Annotated in this window: 23 protein-coding genes; 8 read left to right on the forward strand and 15 right to left on the reverse strand. The window is 68.9% G+C overall.

Features of this window, described 5'->3' with window-relative positions; all coding sequences use genetic code 11:
• Position 1: 1 nt before the first annotated feature.
• The 9 genes from MX659_RS07770 to MX659_RS07810 are packed head-to-tail and all read right to left on the reverse strand — an operon-like array spanning position 2 to position 8,422.
• The gene (locus tag MX659_RS07770) at positions 2–214 is read right to left on the reverse strand and encodes a hypothetical protein (RefSeq protein WP_267192906.1); all 213 of its coding nucleotides are present in this window, start codon (positions 212–214) and stop codon (positions 2–4) included.
• Between the two features lie 4 nt (positions 215–218).
• Complete coding sequence (locus tag MX659_RS07775) at positions 219–1,649, reverse strand: V-type ATP synthase subunit B (protein WP_267192975.1); 1,431 nt, start codon at positions 1,647–1,649, stop codon at positions 219–221.
• A complete protein-coding gene (locus tag MX659_RS07780) occupies positions 1,646–3,436 on the reverse strand; it encodes a V-type ATP synthase subunit A (RefSeq protein ID WP_267192907.1) in 1,791 nt (596 codons plus the stop codon). Before MX659_RS07780 ends, MX659_RS07775 begins: the two co-directional genes overlap by 4 nt.
• Positions 3,436–3,765 (reverse strand): V-type ATP synthase subunit F, encoded by a 330-nt coding sequence (locus MX659_RS07785; protein ID WP_267192908.1) that lies wholly within the window; start codon positions 3,763–3,765, stop codon positions 3,436–3,438. The genes MX659_RS07780 and MX659_RS07785 overlap by 1 nt, the downstream gene beginning before the upstream one ends.
• Positions 3,758–4,807 carry a V-type ATPase subunit gene (locus tag MX659_RS07790; RefSeq protein ID WP_267192909.1) on the reverse strand — a complete coding sequence of 350 codons (1,050 nt, stop codon included), beginning with the start codon at positions 4,805–4,807 and terminating at the stop codon, positions 3,758–3,760. Before MX659_RS07790 ends, MX659_RS07785 begins: the two co-directional genes overlap by 8 nt.
• A 2-nt stretch (positions 4,808–4,809) precedes the next feature.
• Positions 4,810–5,424 carry a V-type ATP synthase subunit E family protein gene (locus tag MX659_RS07795; RefSeq protein ID WP_267192910.1) on the reverse strand — a complete coding sequence of 205 codons (615 nt, stop codon included), beginning with the start codon at positions 5,422–5,424 and terminating at the stop codon, positions 4,810–4,812.
• Between the two features lie 8 nt (positions 5,425–5,432).
• Positions 5,433–5,909, reverse strand: coding sequence for a V-type ATP synthase subunit K (locus tag MX659_RS07800; RefSeq protein ID WP_267192911.1), 477 nt, complete (start codon positions 5,907–5,909; stop codon positions 5,433–5,435).
• A 17-nt stretch (positions 5,910–5,926) separates the two neighbouring features.
• Positions 5,927–8,113 carry a V-type ATP synthase subunit I gene (locus MX659_RS07805; protein WP_267192912.1) on the reverse strand — a complete coding sequence of 729 codons (2,187 nt, stop codon included), beginning with the start codon at positions 8,111–8,113 and terminating at the stop codon, positions 5,927–5,929.
• 3 nt (positions 8,114–8,116) lie between these two features.
• Positions 8,117–8,422 (reverse strand): hypothetical protein, encoded by a 306-nt coding sequence (locus tag MX659_RS07810; protein ID WP_267192913.1) that lies wholly within the window; start codon positions 8,420–8,422, stop codon positions 8,117–8,119.
• 133 nt (positions 8,423–8,555) lie between these two features.
• Here MX659_RS07810 and MX659_RS07815 point away from each other — a divergent pair, with 133 nt between their 5' ends.
• Both MX659_RS07815 and MX659_RS07820 read left to right on the forward strand, forming a co-directional pair.
• A complete protein-coding gene (locus MX659_RS07815) occupies positions 8,556–9,764 on the forward strand; it encodes a CapA family protein (protein WP_267192914.1) in 1,209 nt (402 codons plus the stop codon).
• Positions 9,761–10,609, forward strand: a complete 849-nt coding sequence (locus MX659_RS07820) for a M23 family metallopeptidase (RefSeq protein WP_267192915.1) — start codon at positions 9,761–9,763, stop codon at positions 10,607–10,609. Before MX659_RS07815 ends, MX659_RS07820 begins: the two co-directional genes overlap by 4 nt.
• Here MX659_RS07820 and MX659_RS07825 read toward each other — a convergent pair.
• Entirely contained in the window at positions 10,552–10,821 is a 270-nt protein-coding gene (locus MX659_RS07825; protein WP_323745505.1) for a DUF951 domain-containing protein, read from the reverse strand. The two genes, MX659_RS07820 and MX659_RS07825, sit on opposite strands and share 58 nt — an antisense overlap.
• A gap of 99 nt (positions 10,822–10,920) precedes the next feature.
• Between MX659_RS07825 and MX659_RS07830 the strand changes: the two genes are divergently transcribed.
• From MX659_RS07830 to MX659_RS07850, 5 genes are all read left to right on the forward strand, one after another.
• The gene (locus MX659_RS07830; protein WP_323745506.1) at positions 10,921–11,196 is read left to right on the forward strand and encodes an ACT domain-containing protein; all 276 of its coding nucleotides are present in this window, start codon (positions 10,921–10,923) and stop codon (positions 11,194–11,196) included.
• Positions 11,197–11,209: 13 nt separating this feature from the next.
• A complete protein-coding gene (locus MX659_RS07835) occupies positions 11,210–12,574 on the forward strand; it encodes a PFL family protein (RefSeq protein ID WP_267192916.1) in 1,365 nt (454 codons plus the stop codon).
• Between the two features lie 149 nt (positions 12,575–12,723).
• Positions 12,724–15,399: a COG1470 family protein gene (locus tag MX659_RS07840; protein WP_267192917.1), complete on the forward strand. Its 2,676-nt coding sequence runs from the start codon at positions 12,724–12,726 to the stop codon at positions 15,397–15,399.
• Positions 15,400–15,604: 205 nt separating this feature from the next.
• A complete protein-coding gene (locus tag MX659_RS07845; protein WP_267192918.1) occupies positions 15,605–16,015 on the forward strand; it encodes a hypothetical protein in 411 nt (136 codons plus the stop codon).
• A gap of 195 nt (positions 16,016–16,210) precedes the next feature.
• Complete coding sequence (locus tag MX659_RS07850) at positions 16,211–16,507, forward strand: hypothetical protein (RefSeq protein WP_267192919.1); 297 nt, start codon at positions 16,211–16,213, stop codon at positions 16,505–16,507.
• On the opposite strand, the gene MX659_RS07855 is transcribed toward MX659_RS07850, so the two are convergent.
• The 4 genes from MX659_RS07855 to MX659_RS07870 all read right to left on the reverse strand — a co-directional run bounded on the left by MX659_RS07855 (position 16,486) and on the right by MX659_RS07870 (position 20,657).
• On the reverse strand, positions 16,486–17,541 hold the full coding sequence (locus MX659_RS07855) for a COG1470 family protein (protein ID WP_407674477.1): 1,056 nt from the start codon (positions 17,539–17,541) through the stop codon (positions 16,486–16,488). The two genes, MX659_RS07850 and MX659_RS07855, sit on opposite strands and share 22 nt — an antisense overlap.
• Positions 17,542–17,546: 5 nt before the next feature.
• Positions 17,547–18,290 (reverse strand): LytR/AlgR family response regulator transcription factor, encoded by a 744-nt coding sequence (locus tag MX659_RS07860; protein ID WP_267192921.1) that lies wholly within the window; start codon positions 18,288–18,290, stop codon positions 17,547–17,549.
• 112 nt (positions 18,291–18,402) lie between these two features.
• A complete protein-coding gene (gltA, locus tag MX659_RS07865) occupies positions 18,403–19,830 on the reverse strand; it encodes an NADPH-dependent glutamate synthase (protein WP_267192922.1) in 1,428 nt (475 codons plus the stop codon).
• The gene (locus MX659_RS07870; RefSeq protein ID WP_267192923.1) at positions 19,818–20,657 is read right to left on the reverse strand and encodes a sulfide/dihydroorotate dehydrogenase-like FAD/NAD-binding protein; all 840 of its coding nucleotides are present in this window, start codon (positions 20,655–20,657) and stop codon (positions 19,818–19,820) included. The genes gltA and MX659_RS07870 overlap by 13 nt, the downstream gene beginning before the upstream one ends.
• Positions 20,658–20,730: 73 nt before the next feature.
• Between MX659_RS07870 and MX659_RS07875 the strand changes: the two genes are divergently transcribed.
• On the forward strand, positions 20,731–21,786 hold the full coding sequence (locus MX659_RS07875; RefSeq protein WP_267192924.1) for an FAD:protein FMN transferase: 1,056 nt from the start codon (positions 20,731–20,733) through the stop codon (positions 21,784–21,786).
• Here MX659_RS07875 and MX659_RS07880 read toward each other — a convergent pair.
• Positions 21,783–22,148 carry a DUF4870 domain-containing protein gene (locus tag MX659_RS07880; RefSeq protein WP_267192925.1) on the reverse strand — a complete coding sequence of 122 codons (366 nt, stop codon included), beginning with the start codon at positions 22,146–22,148 and terminating at the stop codon, positions 21,783–21,785. The genes MX659_RS07875 and MX659_RS07880 overlap by 4 nt on opposite strands.
• Between the last annotated feature and the right edge of the window lie 101 nt (positions 22,149–22,249).

A 22,249-nucleotide genomic window follows, 5' to 3' on the forward strand; every position in this document is an offset into this window, starting at 1 on the left:
GCTACCTCCGCACCAGCGCCGAGACGACGATCGCCGCCGCGACGAGCAGGAGGATCGCGTTCATCACGCGGATGATGACGACGCCGGTCGGCGCCGTCGCGCCGGCCCGCTTGTACATGCCGGCCATGTACGCGTTGAACGCCACGAGCGCCAGGAAGAACAGCGCCATCCCCACGACGAGCGCGATGCGCAGCGACTCGACGAGCCCGCTCATCGCCCTACGCCTCCCCCGCGCCCGCAGCCTCGGCGGTGGGCAGGTACTTCTCCACGTACGCGTCTTTGATGCGCTTCAGTTCGCTCCGCGGCAGCATCGCCGCCAGCTCCCAGCCGATGGCGAGCGTCTCGGCCACCGAGCGCTCCTCGTGCTTGCCTTGGCGGATGAAGCGGTCCTCGAACGCGTCCGCGAACGCCACGAACGCCTTGTCGGTCTCCGAGAGCGCCGCCTCGCCCAGGATGACCGCGAGCTCCTTCGCTTGCAGACCGCGCGCGTACGCGCCGAACAGCTGGTTCGAGAGGTCCGCGTGGTCCTCGCGCGTCTTGCCCGGCCCGATGCCCTTCTGCTTCAGGCGCGAAAGCGACGGCAGCACCGCGACAGGCGGGTAGATGCCGCGCCGGTGCAGGTTGCGGTCCAAGATGATCTGGCCCTCGGTGATGTAGCCGGTGAGGTCCGGGATCGGGTGCGTCTTGTCGTCGTCGGGCATCGACAGGATCGGCACCTGCGTGATCGACCCGCGCTTGCCCTTGATGCGCCCCGCGCGCTCGTAGATGGTGGCGAGGTCGGTGTAGAGGTAGCCCGGGTACCCGCGGCGGCCCGGCACCTCCTTGCGCGCGGCCGAGACTTCGCGCAGCGCCTCGCAGTAGTAGGTCATGTCCGTGAGGATGACGAGCACGTGCATGTCGCACTCGTACGCGAGGTGCTCCGCTGCCGTGAGCGCCATGCGCGGCGTGGCGATGCGCTCGACGGCCGGGTCGTCGGCGAGGTTCAAGAACAGCACCGCGCGCTCGATGGCAGAGGTCGTGCGGAACTCGTTCTTGAAGAACTCCGCGTCCTCGAAGGTGATGCCCATCGCCGCGAAGACGACGGCGAACTCGCCTTCCATCTTCTTGCCGACCTCGTCGGGCCGCTCGCTGCGCACGAGCACCGCGCTTTGGCGCGCAATCTGCGCCGCAAGCTCGTTGTGTGGGAGCCCCGAGCCTGAGAAGATCGGCAGCTTCTGACCGCGCACGAGCGGGTTCAGGCCGTCGATGGCCGAGATGCCGGTCTGGATGAAGTCGTCCGGGAAGTCGCGCGCAGTGGGGTTGATGGGCGAGCCGTGGATCGGCAGCCGCTTCTCGGGGATGATCTCGGGCCCGCCGTCGATGGGGCGCCCCAGCCCGTCGAAGACGCGGCCGAGCATGTCCCGGCTGACTCCGAGCTCGAGCGGGCGGCCCAGGAACTTCGCCTTCGTGCCCGCCGGGTTCGAGCCGCGCGTCCCCTCGAACGCCTGCACGAGCGCGACCGAGCCGTTGACCTCGAGCACGTTGCCGAGCGAACGCGTGCCGTCCGGGTATTCGAGCTCGACGAGCTCGCCGTAGGTGACGTCGACGACGCTGTCGATGAGCAGGAGCGGGCCGACGATCTCGCGCGTGGTCATGTACTCGCGCATCAGCGCTCACCTCCCGCATACACCGAGGCTCGGTCCTCTTCCTCGCCGCCCACGAGCTGCGTCTCGATCTCGGATGCGATCGCGTCGAACTCCGCGAGGTCCTCGGCGCTCAGGTACTTCGCGCGCGCGATGCGCTCGCGCACCGGGGCCGAGAAGATCGCGTCGAGCGCGGCCCCGCGCGAGAGCGCCTCCAGCGCCTTATCGCGGAAGAGCAGGATCACGCGCAAGAGCGCGTCTTGCTCGGCAAGCGACGAGAACTGGTCGTCGTCGCGGAACGCGTTCTGCTGCAAGAAGTCCTCGCGGATCGACTTGGCGGTCTCCATGAGCACGCGCTCCTCCGGCGAGAGCGCCTCGACGCCCACGAGGCGGACGATCTCCGCCAGTTCGGCCTCGCGCTGCAGGATCGCCATCGCCTCGTCGCGGCGCGCGCGGAACTCCGGCGAGACGCGCTCGGCCCAAAACGGCGTCACCTTGTCGAGGTACAGCGAATACGACGTGAGCCAATCGATCGCCGGGAAGTGGCGCTGGAACGCCAGCTGGTCTTGGAGCGCCCAGAACACCTTCACGACGCGCAGCGTATTCTGCACCACCGGCTCCGAGAGGTCGCCGCCCGGAGGCGAGACGGACCCCACGACCGTGACGGAGCCCTCGCGTTCGTCGCTGCCGAGCGAGCGCACCTTGCCCGCGCGCTCGTAGAACGACGCGAGACGCGTGCCGAGGTACGCCGGGAAGCCTTCGTCGCCGGGCATCTCCTCGAGGCGGCCGGAGATCTCGCGCATCGCCTCGGCCCAGCGGCTCGTCGAGTCGGCCTGCAGGACCACGTTGTAGCCCATGTCGCGGAAGTACTCGGCCATCGTGATGCCCGTGTACACGCTCGCCTCACGAGCGGCGACCGGCATATTGGAGGTGTTCGCTACGAGCACCGTGCGCTTCATCAGCGGCTGGCCCGAGTACGGGTCGGTGAGCTCGGGGAACTCCATGAGCACGTCGGTCATCTCGTTGCCGCGCTCGCCGCAGCCGATGAACACGACGATCTCAGCGTTGCTCCACTTCGCGATCTGGTGCTGAGTGACGGTCTTGCCCGCGCCAAACGGCCCAGGGATGCACGCCACGCCGCCTTTCACCACCGGGAAGAAGGTGTCGATGACGCGCGTTCCCGTCACGAGCGGCTCAAAGGCGGACAGCTTCTCGCGGTACGGCCTCGGCACGCGCACCGGCCAGACCTGCATCATCGTGAGGTCGTGGACGGTGCCGTCGACCGCGCGCAGCCGCGCCACCGTGTCGGTCACGGTGTGCTCGCCCTCGCGCACCTCGACGATCTCCCCGGCCAGGTGCGGCGGCACCATGATGCGGTGCTCGATGACGACGTTCTCCTGCACGACGCCGATGACGTCGCCGCCTGCGACCGCGTCGCCGGCCTTCACGCGCGGCTCGAACGCCCACAGCCGCTTCCTGTCGAGCGCGGGAGCGCTCAGGCCGCGAGCGATGAACGCGCCTGCTTGCGCCTGCAGCACGTCGAGGGGCCGCTGGACTCCGTCGTAGACCTGCTCGAGCATGCCCGGCCCCAGCTCCACCGACAGCGGCGCGCCCGTCGAGACCACCGGATCGCCCGGGCCGAGGCCCTCGGTCTCCTCGTAGACCTGGATCGAGGCGCGGTCGCCGCGCATCTCGATGATCTCGCCCATGAGGCCCTCGTCGCCCACGCGTACCAGGTCGTACATCTTGGACTCGACGAGGCCTTCTGCGACCACGAGCGGCCCCGCGACCTTGATGATGCGCCCTTGCTCCATCACGCTTCCTCTTCCCGAATAAGTGTGCTCGTACCGACGGCGCGCTCGATAGCGCGCGCGAGCTTCGCTTCCCCGACCCCGCCCGGGCTTCCGGCCCCCGGGATGACCGTCACGGCAGGCACCGGCCTGTCGGCGATCGTGGCGATTTCCTCCGCGAGCTCCGCGTACACCGGCTCGGTGAGGAACACGATGCCGTACGCGCCGCTCGCCACCTCAGGCCAGATCGCGTGCGCGTCGGCCGGCTCCGCCACGGGGAACACGGCGAGTCCGAGCGGCCGGAAGCCGGCCACGCTCGTCGAGTCGCCGATGATCGCTATCTTCTCAGCCACGGCTCACGTACACCTTCCTCAGCCGCGCGCGCAGCTCGTCTGCGCTCAGCCCGGCGATCTTGCCGATGAGCAGCACGCGCAGCTGCCGGACCTCGGCCTCGCGTGCGAGGACGTATGCGACGACGGGCTCCGCTCCGAGCGGCACTGCGCGGCCCGCGCGCATCATGCGCACCGCAAGCGCGTCGGTGGCGACGTCGAGGCGGTCGAGCGCGAGCAGGTCGTCCGCCTGCACGCCCCGAAGCGCTCGCTCCTTGGCGAGGCGCGCTGCGAGCTCGTCGAGCGGAAGCGCGTACAGGCCCGCGAGGCGGTCGCGCGCGATGCGTCCGCCGTCCAGCAGCGACGGCTGTACCTCAGAGAGCGGTACGCCGCGCCGCTTCGCGCGCACAACGCGCTTGACGTTCGCGAGGTCGACGGAAAGCGCCACGTACTCGGCGAGGAACTCGCTTCGCGCGGCGCGTGCGAGCGAGGCGAGCTCCGCGTACATGGCGCGCTCGACGACGCGGTCGACCGCCTCCAGCTTCGCAAGCATGCCGGCCTCGGCACCGCGACGTTCCGCGTCGGCGTCGAGCGCCGCGAGCGCGTCGAGCGCCTCCTCCGCTGCGCGGCGCAACCACTCCGGCAGCTCCTCCACCGGCCCGGCCACGACATCGGGCGGCACGGTGCCGAGCGACGAGAGGTCGCGTTCCACGGACGCGTCCAGCACCTCGCCTTTCAGGCGTGCGCGCAGGTTCGAGAAGTCGTGCCGCACGCGGAAGAACCGCGCCATGCTCTCCGGCAGTCTGAACTCGGCCACAAGACCGTAGACGGACTCGAGCGCCGCCTCGAGCCCGCGCTCCACGTCGTCCGCCGTCTGCGCGTCTTCGAGGTACCGGCCGTAGGCGGTGTCCGAGAGGATCTTGCGCTGCTCGGCGAAGCTCGGCGCGTCGACGAGCCGTTCGTAGGTAGCGTCACGGAACACGCGCGCCTCGAGCGCACGCACGCGCCCGACCGCGTACCCGTAGCGGACCGAGTCCTTGACGGCTTTGAGAAGCGGAGGCCGCATCGTTACGAGCCGTCTCCTTCGCTTGTCCGGAACAACGCAGCCGCGAACCGCGCCACGAGGCGGTCGCGCTCGGCTTCGATGAGTCCTTCCACCGACAGGTCGACGCTCTCGCGGTCGCCTCGCAAGACGACGCCGTGCGCGACGGGCGCCGGCTCATCTGAGAACCGAAGCTCGAGGCCCTCACGCCCCGCTTCCCGCGCCGCAGCCTCGACTGCATCGGGAAGCCCCGCGAGCCGCTCCCGGTCCGCCGCAGCGACGAGCACCTCCTCGCCTCCGCGTGCCGCGCGCAGGATGCGCCGCGCGATGAACCGCGCGTACCGGGAAGGTTCGAGCGACGCGAGCCCCGCCGCGACCGCTTCGAGCGCCTCGTCGATGAGCGCCTGCTTGACCGCGAGCGTGTCGTCGCGCGCACGCAAGCGCGCCGACGCGCGGACGGCCTCGGCCTCCCGGCGCGCGTCGGCCTCCGCCTCGGCGAGGACGCGCGCCGAGCGCTCGGACGCGCGCCTCTCCGCCTCGCGACGGACCCGTGCGGCCTCCTCCTTAGCGCGCTCGACGATCTCGCGCGCTTCGGCTTCGGCGTCTGCCGCAATCTGCTCGAGGATGTCAGCGAGCGCCACGGCTCCTCCTACAACGCCTGAGCGGCGCTCTGGAGCCCGAGCAGCATCAGGATGGTGACGATCAGCGCGAGAACCGCGTAGGTCTCCACCAGCGCCGGGAAGATGAGGGCCGGGGCCGGCTGGTCCGCCGCGACGATGCCTGCTGCGGCAGCGCCGGTCATGCCCTGGTAGATCGCACTCACCAGACAGAGGAACGCCACCGGCAGACAGGCCAGGAACACCTTGAAACCGATGGTCGCGGGCAGATCCACCTTGCCGCCGAGCACGTTGAAGAAGATCACGACCAGCACCGCCGCGATGAAGCCGTAGATCCCCTGCGTACCTGGCATCGCAGCAAGCGGCAGCAGCTTGCCGAACTTGCTGCCGTCCTCGGACAGGATGCCGGACGCCGTACTCGACGCGATGGTGATGCCGATCGCAGACCCGATGCCGCCCAGCACCGCCGCGATACCGGCACCGAGCAGCGCCCAGTCAGTGCCGGACATCCCAAGGATTGCATCCTTCACGATCGCACGCCTCCTTCCTGCTGCGCCCCCGCTGGGTGCAGCACGACTGCCTGTGTCTTGTACGAAAGCGGCAGGAACGGCTTGCCGCCGTTGTCGTAGAACTTGCTGAAGAACTCCACGAACTGCAGACGCGCCGGGTGCACGAATGCGCCGAGCAGGTTGATGACGACGTTGAAGACGTGCCCGCCGACGAACACGAGCGCGGCGAGCACCGCCACGACCGCGCCGAACACGATGCCCGCGGGACCCTTCGAGAACAGCCCTGCGGCCCCGCTCCAGACGAGCTTCGCCAGGATGTTGAAGACCATGCCGACGAGCGAGCCGGAAAGTCCGAGCGCAGCAAGCCGCGTGTAGCTCAAGATGTCGCCCAGAAACGACGTCATGCCGTACACGGCGTACGCGCCGCCGAGCAGACCGACGACCGCACGCCGCACGCTTCTCGAGGCCGCGAGCCCAAGCACCGTGGCGCCAGCGAGAAGCCAGCCGATCGCCGCCGGGCCGTCGAAGGACAGCGCTCCCAGCCACGCCACGAACAGCACGACCCATGCCGCGCCGAGCGCACGGTCCCAGCCTGGCACCGCCTCGTCCCGCGCGAGCGCCGCCTCCAGCGCGTGACCCTTGAGCAGCATCGTGACGCCGAGCCCGAGCGCGAGCGCCCACCCTGCCGCTCCCGGCACCGCCGCTGCAACGCCGATGAGCGCCGCCAGAAGGATCGTCGAGAGCTGGTCGCCCACCGCAGAGGCCACGTCGCGGCGCCGAGCAGCGTCGTAGGCGGCCACGAGGACCCCGAAGAACACCTGCACCATGCCGATCACGACCGTCAGCAGGAGGAACGTCGTGAGCTCTCCGAGCGGGTCGAGCAGGCGCGGAACGGGCACCGCAGCTCGCACGACGTCGTAGTCCAGCGCGAAGTACGACCCGAACGCCACGCCCACGACGATCGCGCCCGCACCGCCGAGCATCATCAAGTCGCAGAACCGCTTGACGCCCGGTGCCACGTCGATACGGTTCTTGATGTACCAGAACCCGGCGATGAGCATGAGCCCGTAGCCCACGTCCCCGATGCAGATCGCGAAGAACAGCAAGAAGAACGGTGCGAGCAACGGCGTCGGATCGATGTCGCGGTACTTCGGCCGGCCGTAGAGGTCGGTGAGCAGCTCGAAGGGCCTGACGAGCTTCGGGTTCTCGAGCGCGACCGGCGGCTCCTCCTCGGGAAGCGGGTCTCGAAGCTCCCAGTCCACCAGGTCGCTTACGGCGGCAAGCGAGGACTCCAGCTCCGCGCGACGCTTCGCGAGCACCCAGCCCGTCACGACCACCGTGCGCTCGGTCGCGCCCATCAGCCCGCGCGAGGCGACGGCGTCGCGCTCTGAGACGAGCGCTTCTTGGAGCGCCACGACGTCTACGTAGCGGCCCAGAGCGAGCTCGCGCAGCCGCTCCTCGAAAAGCTCGCGCTCGCGCGCGATGGCATCGATGCGCTCCAGCGCGACCGCGATCTCCTCGGCCGGATAGCCGGTCACGCCCTCAGGGAAGGTCACGTCGCGGTACGCGGTGGCCGCGAGCGCCGCGCGCGTCTCGTCCACGACCGTGCGGTGCGCGAGCACGACCCACGCCGCGCGCGAACCCACGGGGCCCAGCTCCTCGACGGAGATGAGCGGCGAGACCTCGCGCAGCCGCTGACGGATGGCGGCGCCCTGCGAGGCCGGCACCGTGCCAGTCATGAGACGCACCTGCGCGGTATCGCGCAGCCGTTCGACTTGCAGGTGGAGATCACGCCACGGCTCCAGTTCGGCGACGAGGTGCTTGAGCCGCTCGCGCTCGCGCTCGCCGGAGGCCATCTTGTCGGTGATCGTCAGGCACTCGCGGTACAGCGCCTGGAACTCAGCGTCCGGCGCGAGCGCCTCGAACCGCGCGGCGTCGATGTGGATCTTCTCGGAGACGAACGCTGCAAACGGCCGGTCGTCCTCACGATGCTTCGCCAGGACTTCGACCACGAACTTCGCGTCGGCGATCTGCTCGTCGAGCCGCTGGAGGCGCTCCTCGTCTTCGCGCGTGAGCGCTGGCGCAAGCTCGTACGGCGTCGTCGAGACTTCGAGCGCGCCGACGGCCTGGAGCCTGTCGATGACGTCCTCGACGGCCGCCTTGTGCGCCACCACGGTGGCTCTGAGCATGCGCGCCACTGCCATGGGTCAGCCTGCCAGCTCCTCCACCGCGCCGGCTACGGCGTCCGGCAGCCGGTCGCGCGCATCGGCGATGAGCCGCTCGCGGGCCTCGGCGGCCTCGCTGAGCATCGCCTCGGCCTCGGCCTGCGCCGCGGAGATGATCTCGGCAGCGCGCTTGGCCGCCTCCGCGCGTGCAGCGGCCTCGGCGTCGCGCACGATCCGCTGCGCCTCCTCGCCGGCACGCGCCCGCAACCGCTTCGCCTCCTCGCGCGCGGCCTGTACGCGCGCACGGGCTTCGTCTTCCGCACGAAGCACGCTTTCGAGCCGCTCCATAGACCGCCCCTTCTGGAATCCGAGCACCGTGTCGCATGATTCTAGCACTGCAGGAGCGTTTCAGCGGACACCGCATCGCACGAAACGAGCACTGCAGGAGCGTTTCGGCGGGCTTCTTGGTACCCTACGTGCTATGCCGCAGAGCATTGGTCCTGTCGACACCAGCAGAGGCGCCGCTGCACGCGCCCGGGCCTCCGCGCGCGCACGGCGCGTCCGCGCCATCGCTGCCGTCGCGGTCGTCCTTGCGGCGCTCGCCGGGGCGGGCGTCGCTGCGGTTCTCGCTGCGCGGTCTGGCAGCCAGCGCGCGCTCGCGCAGGCCGCCGTCCCGCTTCCGGCGCCGCTCCCGTCGATCGACGCCTCCGCCGCGGTCCGCCACACGTCGCGACCCACCACGGTGACGGTCGCTGCCGTCGGCGACATGATTTTCGACAGGCGGGTCCGCACGCTCATCGCCACGTCCGGCGGCGCTGCGCCGCTCGCTCGCGTGGCACCGCTTCTGGCTGCAGCCGACATCACCGTCGGAAACCTCGAAAGCCCGCTTTCCTCGCGCGGCGTACGCAATGAGCAGAAAGACGTCACCTTCCGCGGCGATCCGCGCGGCGTCGAGGGGCTCGCCAAGGCGGGCTTCGACTTCCTGTCGGTCGCGAACAACCACGTGCTCGACTACGGGCCTGACGCGCTCGAAGACACGATCGCGCTTATCGATGCGCGCGGGATCGGGCACGCGGGCGCAGGCGCCGATCGCGCCGCTGCGTGGCGGCCCGCCGTCGTGGAGCGCAACGGCGCCCGCATCGCGTTCCTGTCGTTCTCGCACATCCTGCCTGCCGGCTTCGTCGCCACCGACGCACGCCCTGGGCTCGCCCGCGGACGCGGGAACATGGACGCCGTCTGCGCGGCGATCCGCGAGGCAAAGCGCGAGAACGACTACGTGCTCGTAAGCTTCCACTGGGGAGTCGAGTACCAAGACGACTGCAACGCCGAGCAGGTCCGCGACGCGCACGCCGCGATCGACGCGGGCGCCGACATGGTGCTCTCGCACCACCCGCACGTCATCCAAGCGGTGGAGCGGTACAAGGGCCGCCTCATCGCGTACTCGCTCGGCGACTTCGTGTTCGACCACTACTCGCGGAAGACCGGCGAGGCGTTCGTGCTGCAAGCCGACCTGGGGCCTGGCGGCGTCGGCGCCGTGCGCGTCGTGCCGGTGTACCTCGACACCGAAGGCCGCCCAGAGGTCGTCAGCGGGGAGGCTGCGCGCAGGATCCTCGAGCGCTTGCGAGCGATCTCTGCCAAGCGTGGCACGACGGTGGTCCTGCGCGGCGATACGGCCGAGGTGGCGCCGTGACGCCCGAGCGCCCCCTCACGGTGCGAAGCCCTCGCTACCGGCGGCGGCGCGCTCGCCGGCCGGCAGGAGTCTATGGGCTTGCGGGCGTCGCGATCGTGCTCGTCGCGGCCGGAGCCGGGCTGCTCTCACACGACCGTTCGACGCCGCCGCCCCGGACCGCCGCTCCGGTCGCCCGGGCGGCCGCGGCTGCTGATGCGACCGCGCCGCCGCGCGAACCAACGCCCCTCCTTGCCCGCTACGGGTCGCTGTACCTGCGCCTGCCCGTCGATCCGAGCGCGGTCACACAGGTGGCCTTCCACCAGGCCTCAGGCGACAAGGCGGTGCACCTTGAGGCGCTCGTCCCTGACACGAGCGTGAAGGCGGCCGCAAAGGCGCGCGCGGTGGTGCAACCGGCGACCAAGCCTGCTGCCGACGACGAGGAGGCCGCCACCATCTGGGACGGTAGCGTCATCCGCCTGTGGCGGAGCAACCGCCGCGGGGCTCCCGACACGGCGATCGATTGCGGCGCGGACCCCGGGATGGACGTCTTCGCGCCGCTTTCGGGGGTCGTGGTCGCGGTGCGTCCCTACAAGCTCTACGGCCGATACGACGACTTCGAGATCCACCTCCGGCCGGACGGATTCGACGACTTCGACCTCGTGCTCATCCACGTCGACGACGTGAGCGTGAGGGCGGGCGACCGCGTCGAAGGAGGCGTGACCCGCATCGCGTGCGTGCGGAAGATGTCCGACAAGACCGACCTGCAACTCGCCGCCTACACGAAGAACGGCGGGGACCACGTGCATGTTCAGCTCAACCGCGTCGAGCCGTCCTCGGCGCCCTCCGCGCTCGACGGCGAATCTTGAGCGGCGGCGTCTGACTGCGAACGCTGCACGTAGCCGCGAAACCTGCGGTCGAAGTCGTAGCGCACGAGCCGCACCGACCGGCCGCATCCGCGGCACTTCAACCCGATGTCCATGCCGAGCTTCGTGACCTCCCACTCGTTCGCGCCGCACGGGTGCGGCTTCTTCAGCCGGACCACGTCGCCGACTCGAACGGGCACGATCGGTATGGCCACGAGACGACCTCCTCGCACTGGACGCCCGGCCGCGCGGTTGCGCGACCCACCTCGCGAGTATACCGTGGTGCGGCAAGAGCCCAGGAGGAAGGACCGCCCGTGAAGATACGCGCCATCCTGTCCGTGCTCGGCGAGGACCGCGTCGGCATCGTCGCCGCCGTCTCTGCCGCGCTCGCATCGTGCGGCGTCAACATCGAGGACATCCGCCAGACGATCCTCTCCGGCGTCTTCTCGATGACGATGCTCGTGACGGTCGACGAGGACGCTTGCCCGTTCGACCGCGTGCAAGCCAAGCTCGCCGAGGTCGCGAACGACCTGGGGCTGCAGATCACGCTGCAGCGCGAGGACGTCTTCCGGTTCATGCATCGAATCTGAGGGGGTGATCGCCGTGCTCCAGCTCTCGCCAGAGGAGATCGCCGAGACCCTCACGATGATCACCCAGCAGCACTTCGATATCCGCACCGTGACGCTCTCGCTGTCGCTCACGGGTTGCGCGGCCGACTCCGTCGAGGCGGTCGCTGACCGGGTATACGACCGCGTCGCTCGAAGCGCAGAGCACCTCGTCCCGACGTGCGAGCGACTCGCGCGAGAGTTCGGGGTTCCCATCGTGAACACGCGCGTGGCCGTGACCCCGGTAGCGGAGATCGCACCCGATGGCGCGGGGGACCTCGCACCCATTGCACACGCGCTCGAGCGGGCCGCTGCCGTAGTCGGCATCGACTTCATCGGCGGCTTCTCGGCGCTCATGCACAAGGGCATCGGCACGGCAGACCGCGCGCTCATCGCCTCGCTTCCTGAAGCGCTCTCTTCCACCGAGCGCGTGTGCGCATCGGTGAGCGTGGCCTCCACACGAGCGGGCATCAACATGGACGCCGTGCTGCTGACGGCAGAGGCCGTCCTCGCGACGGCGCAGGCGACTGCGGCCCGCGACGGCGTCGGCTGCGCGAAGCTCGTCGCGTTCTGCAACATGGTCGAGGACAACCCCTTCATGGCAGGCGCCGTCCACGGTGCTGGCGAGCCTGACGCATGCGTGAACGTCGGCATCTCCGGCCCTGGGGTGGTGCGCGCGGTCGTGCAATCGCTTCCCGAAGACGCCGACCTCACGCAGGTGGCTGAAGCCATCAAGGCCACCGCCTTCAAAATCACGCGCGCCGGCGAGCTCGTCGCTCGCGAGGCCGCTTCGCGCCTGGGCGTCGAGATGGGCATCGTCGACCTGTCGCTCGCCCCGACGCCTGCCGAAGGCGACAGCGTCGCAGACATCATCGAAGCCATCGGCGTGAAGCGCTGCGGCGGACCCGGCACCACGACCGCGCTTGCGCTTCTGAACGACGCCGTCAAGAAAGGCGGCGCGATGGGGACCTCCAGCATCGGCGGGCTTTCGGGAGCGTTCATCCCCGTCTCCGAGGACGCCGGCATGTCCCGCGCGGCCGCCTCAGGCGCGCTCACCCTCGAGAAGCTCGAGGCGATGACGGCCGTGTGCTCCGTGGGGCTCGACATGATCGCGGTCCCCGGCGACACGCCCGTCGAGACGATCGCAGCGATCATCTCGGACGCGTGCGCCATCGGCGTCGTGAACGGCAAGACCACGGCTGCCCGCCTCATCCCAGTGCCCGGGAAGCGCCCGGGCGACACCGCGGTCTTCGGCGGGCTCCTCGGCTCTGCGCCCGTCATGAGCGTGAGCGAGTGGGCAGGATCCACGCTCGTGCGACGCGGCGGCCGTGTACCGGCTCCGCTCTCGAGCCTCAGGAACTGAGGCTGCGTCGCCGACGAACGGCTGCCAAGCGGCACAACTGTGCCGTTCGTCACGTTATTCCGACATTCGGCAGAAACCGCTGTGAGCGGGTCTCGCGCGTACCGATATATGGGACAACTGCCCGGACAGGACAGCGCCGGAAGGCTTCGATGAGACCCCGTGGATCCCGCATACGCACCGCGGCCAAGCGCCGCTACAAGCGCCCGCGCTCCGGCGCGCTCGCGCTCGCGCTCGTCGTCACGCTGCTTGCTCCCGCGCTCCCCGGCCTGGCGCTCGTTCGGACGACGATCGCCATCGACGGGGCCTTCGATGACTGGGCGCGTGTGTTCGAAGACCCGGCGAACTGCGTCTACGACGCCAGCGGCGATTCCTCGAGCGCGAACACCGACCTCACCGTGCTTGCCGCGACCTACGACGGCACGTACCTGTACCACTACATCCGCCGCGCAGCGACCGGCGGCGGCGCCGCAGCGCCTACCTACACCGTCTATCTCGATCTCGACGGCGACGGCCGCATGGAGAGCACGGACATGGCGGTCGTCTACAAACTCACTGGAGGCAACGCCTTTTCGTCCGGCACGCTCTACCGCTACGTCCCAGCCGACGCGACCAACGGGGATCCGATGCCGGGCGACGCCGGAAAGCCCGCAGGCGCGCTCGGCACGCAGGTCCCAGCCGCCATCGCTGGCGCGGGTGCTTCGGGCGGCGTCGAGCTCGAAACCTGCATCCCATGGAGCGCGCTCGGCGTGCCCTCTGACACACCCGTGGGGATGCAGTTCACGTCCGCCCTCGGCAGCGCAACTGACAGCGCAGGCGTCATCTTCATGCGTCGATACGGCGTTTCGCTCGACCCAGACCGCGCTTCCGGCGCGTCGGCAGACACCACCGTGACCTACGTCCACACCCTTACCAATCTCGGGAACACGCCTGCGACCTTCGACCTCTCGGCGTCCTCGTCGAAACGGTGGCCGGTGACCATCACGATCGCTGCGACCGGCGAGACGGTCACCAGCGTGACACTCACACCAGGTGCGTCGTTGGAGATCGCCGTGCTGTTGCACGTACCCGCGAACACGCCGGACGGCACCCGTGACACGCTCACGGTCACAGCGACGCACGGCCAGGCAGACGGCGTATCGGATACGGCAACCGACATCACCAGCATCGGACCAGTGCTCATCATCCCCGACCAGTACGGATCGATGGCTCCGGGCCAGACGATCGCCTACCGCAACACCGTTACGAACAACACCGAGGAAACGCGCACCATCGCGCTCTCGGCATCATCGGACAAGGGCTGGCCGGGCGAGATCCGCGACGCAGACGGCGCGTCTACCGTCACGTCGCTCACGCTTGCGCCGCACGAAAGCAGCACCGTCACCGTGCTGGTGACGGTGCCGTCGGGCGCAACGATCGGCACAGTCAACGTCACGACCATCGCAGGCCAGGTCGTCGGCTCGCCCAACCTCAAGGGGAAAGGCTACGACACCACCACCGCACGCGCGGCGCTGAGCGTCAGCCCGGTTGCCGCTTCCGCTCCTGCGGGCGCGGGCAGCACGGTCGCGTACCGACACACGGTGCAGAACAGCTGGCCGACCACCCGCACGATCTCGCTTTCGGCGGCATCGTCGTGCGGCTGGACGGTCCAGATCCTCGCGTCTGACGGCCTCACCCCGATCTCGACGCTCACGCTCGGGCCGAACGGCGAAGCGGCCGACGTCATCGTGAGGGTCCGCGTCCCGGCAGGCACGCCTGCGGGCACCATCGACGACACCACGCTCACCTGCACCGCGGGCCCGCACACGGCGACTGCCGCCGATCGCACTACGGTGAGCTCCCTCGCGACCTACGGCGTGGGCGGCTTCGGCGCTCCGCAGAACACCTTCCAGCTCGGCGATACAGTGTATGCGCGCGGCATGGGGCTGGCTGCCGGCACGCAGGTGCGGTTCCGTTGGTCGGATCCCTCGGGCACCGTCGTCCGCACCTCGAACCTCATCAACGCGGACTCCACTGGCATCGCACAGGACGCGTGCGTCATCCCTGCAACGGAGCCGATCGGCACCTGGACGGTCACGCTCCTCAGCAGCACCGGCACGGTCATCGCCAGCGTGCCGTTCTACGTCGGGTACCGGGCGAACATCAGCGCCATGACCGTCTCGGGCGGAGATGCCGTGGAATCCACGCTCACGATCGCCACCACATTCGAGAACGAGGGCGCCGTGCCGCTCGCGGACACTGCGGCCCAATGGGTGATCTGGCGCGACGAGGACTCCGACGGAACCTTCGGTCCGGGCGACGGCTACCTCGCGCCTGACGGCTCGTGGGCGGTGTACGGATCGGGAGACGGGTACACCCACGAGACAGCGGGGATCGCCGTCGGCACAGGCGCTGCCACGCTCGTTTCGTGGACGGCTCCCACCATGAACCTTCCGTCTGCAGGCGAGTACCGCCTCAGCGCCACGTGGACGGCCTCGACGGGCATGACGATCGCCACCGCTGCCACGACGTTCACCGCCGTTCCCGGCGCCCCCTGGATCGAACTCACGCTCTCGGAGAACGCGATCGACTTCGGCACCGTCGTGCCGGGCGTCGTCTACGAGCATCCGAACCTCGGCGTGCTCGTGCGCGCGAACGTCACCTTCGACCTCGTTCGCACGCTCAGCGGCCCCGCGTCTGCCCTGGGCCTCTCGACGCAGCTCGGTTCGCTGTTCAGCCAGGCGAGCGGCGAGCGGACGTACACCGACGCTGTCAGGATCGACGTTCCGTGGGACACCGACCCTGGAAGCTACAGCGCCGAGGTCGTCTACACGGTGATCGCACGATGAAGCGCAGACCGACACGCCTGTTGCACTTGCCGCGAGATGCTCCGCTCATCTCCGCTGTGTGCCGCTCGTCACGCTATTCCGCCGCACGGCAGACGAGCGTCAAGCGGGGTGGTGCGTAGGCCGATACACGCACCAGAAGGCCACAGGGCCGAAAGACTCGGAAGAAAGCCCAGGAAGGGCATAGGAAAAAAGAAAGGGACCTACCATGAAGAGGACGATTCTGATCGCAGTCGCAGTCGCGGCGCTCGTGTTCGGCGTCGTGGCCTACGCGAACGCCGCCACCAGCGGCACGGTCACCGTGAGCGCCACTGTGCAGCCGCAGATGGAGATCACCGTGCCGGCCACCGTCGATCTCGGCGCCGTGGATCCGTACACGCCCGCTTCGGGCACCGTGACGGTAACCGGCAAGTCCAACAAGACAGCGACTCTCTCGGCCTCGGTCGATCCGGGCACCTTCACCACGCTGAGCAGCACCGCTGCAGCTGCGACGCCGATCGCGTGGGGCAAGGGCGGCAACCTCTCCTACGACGATACGGTCACCGGAACGGTCGACTGGAGCATCGATGCTGGCACGGTCGTGAGCGGCCAGGTCACCTACACGATCGCGCAGCCGTAGCACCCGCACAGACGTACCGACGAGAAGCCCCTGCTGACGCGGGGGCTTCTTCTTTGCGCCCAGATCTATCTCGCCACATCCCGAAGCACTCCGAAAGGTACCGTTCATCAGATAAACGGTATGCGTAGCCGTTTATCGCTCAAATCCTACCGTTTAGTGCCGATATAGAAGGCAGGGCGGAAGGAGGCGAGGACGATGAAGCGGGCCACGAAGATCGCAGCAGCGGTCACAGCTGGGATCCTTGCGGCGCTCCTCGTCGCCTCCACCGCCACGGGAACAAGCGGCACCGCGACCATCACCGCTCGCGTCCGGGCGTTCGCAGCCGTCACCCAGACCGATGCGCAGCACGTGCTCGTCAAGGCGAACACACCGTGGACGCTCGAGGTCGTCACCGCGACCGGTCACAGGATGCGCATCGAGGGCGCCAAGACCACCGGGACCCCGGTCGAACTGCCCGACGATGCGGTCGCCTACTCTGTGGCGTGGGACTGATCGGGGTCGTCGAGCTCCACGAGCTCCCTCTGCGCACGACGCGCCTGCTCACGACGTGCTTCGCGCCGCTCTCGCTCGATCTTGCGCATCGCGGCCTTCACGCTCGCACGCCACGACGCCCATATCGCAAAGCCGCCTGCGACCACGACCACGGCGATCGCCAGCCACAAGGGCACCACCCATACAGTGCGCTGCTCGGTGAGGCGCTCCGGGATGTCCGTCTGCGCGCCCTCCCGCGGGTACTCGACGTCCAGGCGCACGGTGTACTTCCCGAGCATCGTCCCGCCTGGCCGCAGGACGCCGGCGTTCTCCGATATGGCTCCGGCGTACACCGTCGTCTCCGTCGCCTGCTGGCTCACCAGCTCGCGGCCTGATGGCGCCTGGAGGGTGACCGTTGCCCGCACGATCTTGTCGATGTTCCCCTCGTTGCGCACGGCATACGAGTACGGCACGCGGTCGCCGATGATGAACGAGCGCACGACGAACGGCTTGATGAGCAGCCGCTCCACGATCTCGCCCTTCACACGGATGTGGATGCGCGACGCCAGCCGTCCCGCCACCACCGCGTGCGCCTTGTCCGCGCTCACGTTCTTCGGCGGCGCCATCTCGAAGAACAGCAGGATCTGGTGGTCCCCGGGTGGGACGCCTTCCGGCACCTCGAAGGTGAACTCCACCTGCTTGCGCTCGTTCGGAGCCAGCTCGATGTACGGGACATTGCCGCGCGATTTCATCTCGCTCGACATCTTCACCTGCAGCCACGAGGCAGGGTTGTCGATACCGCCCATCTCGCCCGGTTTCGGTATCTCGAAGGAGATGCGCCCTTCCTCGTCAACGACTTGGTTTCCCGCGTAGATGAAGACCTCGATCGGCTCCTTGCTCGGGTTCATGACGATGACCGAGCCCTCGCCCTTCTGCCCGGCCGCGACCTGGAACTCGAACGAGCCTGTCGAGAGCGCCAGCGTGCGTTCCGCGGACGCTGCAGCGGGCGCAAGCAAGACGAGCGCCGCTACCAGCAACGCAAGCCCGCGCCCCATCGCTCTCACAGCCCCACCGCTTCCTTGAACTGCTTGAGGTGGCGCCGCGCGACGGGGATCTGGGTCTCGTCGCGGTCCATCACCACCACGACGAACGCGCCGTCGACGCGCAGGATCTCCTTGATCTTCTCGAGATTCACCATGAAGCTGCGGTGGACGCGCTCGAACCGCTCTTTTGCCAGCCGCTCTTCGAGCTCTGTGAGCGTCAGGTCGACGAGGTACTGGTTCTCGTAGGTGTGCACGTACGTCGACTTGTTCTTCGCTGAGATGTACACGATGTCGTCGATGCCGAGAAGCACCGTCCGCCCGCCCTTGCGCACAGCGAGCTTCCGGAACTCGCTTTCGCCGTCACGCACGCGCACGGCAGCACGCGGCCGCGTCTTCGCGAGGCTCTGCACGCGCGCGGAGAGCTCCATCAGGTTGAACGGCTTCGTCACGTACTGCTGGACGCCTTGCTTGAACGCCAGGATCTTCGCGAGGTCCTGCGTCTTGGCCGTGAGCATGATGACCGGGACGTCGGCGGTCTCCGGATTGTTCCTGATCTCCATGAGAGCCATCCAGCCGTCCACCCTGGGCATCATGATGTCGAGCAGGATGACGTCCACCGCCTCGCGTGCGAGCACGTCCAGCGCTTCTCCACCGTCCCCCGCAGACAGCACCTTCATGCCGTCCGCCTCGAGGCCCATACGGATCATGTCGACGATGGCCGGGTCGTCATCGACCACGAGCACGGTGATGGGCTCGTCCATCCGCGATCCTTCCGACGACCGGATTCCGCCCGTTCAGGCCGCTCATCCCCCAGAAGACACCGACGAGCGCGCCCGCCGTGCGGCGAGTATACCGCACGTCGCACGATGGCCGCTAGCCGCGCTCCCGCAGGTACCGGTCGATGGCGCGCGCCGCCCGCTTGCCTGCTCCCATCGCGAGGATGACGGTCGCCGACCCCGTCACGATGTCGCCGCCCGCGAACACGCCAGGGAGGCTCGTCGCGCCTTCGTCGTCGGTGAGGACGTAGCCGCGCGATGAGACCTCGAGCCCAGGCGTCGCCTTGGTGAGCAGCGGGTTCGCGCGCGTGCCCACCGCCACGATGACGGTGTCGCACTCGATCGTGTGCTCCGAGCCGACGACGCACACCGGCGAGCGACGGCCGCTCGCATCAGGCTCTCCGAGCTGCATGTCGGTCACCACCATGCCCGTGACCCAGCCGTCCTTGCCGACGATCTCCTGCGGCGAGCACAGCATCTTGAACTCGATACCTTCCTCGCGTGCGTGATGCACCTCTTCGCGGCGCGCCGGCATCTCCTCTTCAGAGCGGCGATAGACCAAGAACACCTGCTCGGCGCCCAGCCGCTTGGCCGTGCGCGCGGCGTCCATCGCGACATTGCCGCCGCCTACCACTGCGACCTTCCTGCCGCGCCTCACCGGCGTGTCGGCCTTCGGGAACTCGTAGGCGCGCATGAGGTTCACGCGCGTAAGGAACTCGTTGGCCGAGTACACCCCGTTCAAGTTCTCGCCCGGAACGCCGAGGAACACCGGCAGGCCGGCCCCGACGCCGATGAAGACGGCGTCGAAGCCCTGCTCGCCCATGAGCTCGTCGAGCGTGTAGGTGGCGCCGATGACCGCGTCGGTGACGAGCTCGACACCCATCATCGCGAGCGCCTCGATCTCCGCGGCCACGATCGTCTTCGGGAGCCGGAACTCTGGGATGCCGTACGTGAGCACGCCTCCTGGCGCGTGCAGCGACTCGAACACCGTCACGGCGTGTCCGAAGCGCCGAAGCTCGCCCGCGCACGCGAGGCCGGCGGGACCCGAGCCGATGACCGCCACCTTGTACCCGCTGTCCGGCCCGACCTCCGGCTGGCACCGGTGCTCGAGGTCGCAGGCGAGATCGAAGTCGCCCAAGAAGCGCTCGAGCCGCCCGATCGCCACCGGCTCGCCCTTGCGCGCGAGCACGCACGCCGCCTCGCACTGCTCCTCTTGCGGACAGACGCGACCGCACACCGCGGGAAGCGCGTTGCGCTCCTTGATGACCGCTACGCCGCCCGCATAGTCACGCTCGAGGATCCGCGCGATGAACGACTTGATGTCGATGTTGACCGGACACCCGGCGATGCATGTCGGATTGGCGCACTGCAAGCAGCGGTCCGCCTCAGCGAGCGCCTGCTCTTCGCTATATCCGAGCGCAACTTCCTCGAAATCGCGCGCGCGCTCGATGGGGTCGCGCTCCGGCATCGGCGTGCGCGGTGCGCGTGACGGGCGCCTGCGACCGCTCGCATCTACAGGTGGCATCGGCACTCCTTGCTGTACTCGGCGTCCGCCTCGCGCTCCATGTCCGAATAGACGCGCTGACGGCTCATCAGCTCCTCGAAGTCCACGAGGTGCCCGTCGAAGTCGGGCCCGTCGACGCACCCGAACTTCGTCTCGCCGCCCACTGTCACACGGCAGGCGCCGCACATGCCCGTCCCGTCGACCATGATGGGGTTGAGCGACACCATGCACGGGACTCCGTGCTCCTTGGCGGTCTGGGCGCAGAACTTCATCATGATCGCCGGCCCGATCGCCATCGCGTGGTCGATCGCTCCCGCTTGGCACAGCCGCGCGAGCGGCGCGGTGACGAGCCCCTTCTCGCCCGCCGACCCGTCGTCGGTGACGACGATGAGGTCCTTCAAGGGCATCTCTTCGAACTCGTCGATCAGGATGAGGAGGTCTTTGGTGCGAGCGCCGACGATGACCGTGACCTCGTTACCCGCTTCCAGCATCGCGCGCGCGACCGGATAGGCCACCGCGGTGCCGACCCCGCCGCCGACCACCGCGACCCGCCCGAGGCCCTCCACGTGCGTGGGGGTTCCGAGCGGCCCGACGACGTCAGCGAGCGCCTCGCCGGGCTCCATGTGCGACAGCAGGTGCGTGGTCTTGCCCACGCGCATGAAGATGAAGCGGATCCAGCCCTCCTCGACCGACCAGTCGCTGAAGGTGAGCGGGATGCGCTCGCCCCCCTCGGCCACGCGCAGCATCAGGAACTGTCCTGCACGCACCTTGCGCGCGATCTGCGGCGCCTCGACGCCCATCTCGAAGACGGACTCGGACAGCTGGCGCTTGTGCACTATCGGGAACATCGCTCTCCCAGTCTTCCGATGGATCGGTGCTGACCAGTATATACTCGCAACGGTCGACGGGAGGTGGGCACGCGTGAGATCACGGAACGCACGGCGAGCGCTTGCGGTGCTCGTGACCGCCCTTGTCGCCGCAAGCGGGGCCGCCTGCGCGCCGGCACCGTCTTCCGTCCGTGAGACGAGACCCGCCCTCGGAACCATCGTCACCGTTGAGGCGTACGGCGCCGACGAGCGCGCGACGCGCGACGCGATCGACGCGGCCTTCGGCGCCATCGCTGAAGTGGAGCACGCGCTGGACGCGTACAGCGCCACCTCGACGATCGCCTCCTTCAACGCCCGCCCGTACGCCGTGCAGGAGCTGCCAGACGAGGCCGTCGAAGTGCTGGACGAGGTCGAACGGCTCGGCGTGGGTGACGCGTTCTCGCCCACGCTCCTGTCCGTGGTGCGCCTCTATGGCTTCGACTCGACGCCTGCGGTTCCCTCGCCAGACGACCTCGCGCTCGCGGTCGCTGCCGCCCAGCGGTTCTCGCGCCCGACGTCTGCGACCGCGACCTTCGGCAGGCTGCCCGTCGCCGATCCCCGCCTCGATCCCGACGGTCCGCTCGCGCCTGGGTTCGACTTCGGCGGAGCGGCCAAGGGGCTCGCGCTCGACCGCGCACGCGACGCCCTGCGCGCGCGTGGCGTGCGCGCCGCGATCGTCACGGCAGGCAGCACGACCGTCACTCTGGGGACCAAGCCTGACGGAACGCCGTGGCGGATCGGGGTCGAACATCCGCGCGCGACCGGCGAGGTGATGGCGGTCGCTGAATGGGCGGGCGACGGCGCGCTGTCAACGTCCGGCGACTACCAGCAGTTCTTCGAACGCGACGGCATGCGGTACCACCACGTCCTCGACCCGAGGACGGGACAGCCCGCCCACGGCCTTCAGTCGCTCACCGTAGCAGGCAGGCTCTCGGGCCTTGCAAGCGACATCCTGTCGACCGCACTGTTCGTCCGAGGAGCGCGCGGAGCGCTCGCCTACGCACGCGAGCGCTCCGTCTCGGTCTGGCTCATCGACGCTTCCGGCCGTGTCGCGACGCACGACGGCGCAGCCTCCTCGGGCGTGACGATCCGCAGCGCGGACACGCCTTAGACGAACTGCTTCACGAGGTCGTAGATGACGGGCATCTCGTAGTACTCGCCCTGCCACGCCTTGATGATGCCGAGGATAGCGAACACGAGCACCGCGAGGCTGACGAGCGGACCGGCGATCCAGCCGATGACCGGTATGGCCAAGACGATCTGCGCGACGATCCCCACAACGGCAAGGCCGAGCGCCTGGACCGCGTGGAGCCGCAGCCACTTCTCGTTCTTGTACGGCTCGATGAGGATCGCGATGATCGCCACGATGCCCGTCAAATAGCCGAGGACCGCGAGGATCTTGCTCGTGTCGCTCTCGGGGCCTGGACGGCCCTCAGCGGACGGCCCGGGAACCTGGTTGACTTCGTCTGACATGGCGCTCCCCTTCTCTCGGTGTCCCTCCTGGCGCTGCGCGCCTCGTTTGCAGTATATGCCCCACGCTGCTAGAATCCCAGCGGAGCGCCTTCCGGCGGACG

Source organism: Parvivirga hydrogeniphila, from assembly GCF_023371205.1.
Taxonomy (GTDB): domain Bacteria; phylum Actinomycetota; class Coriobacteriia; order Anaerosomatales; family Anaerosomataceae; genus Parvivirga; species Parvivirga hydrogeniphila.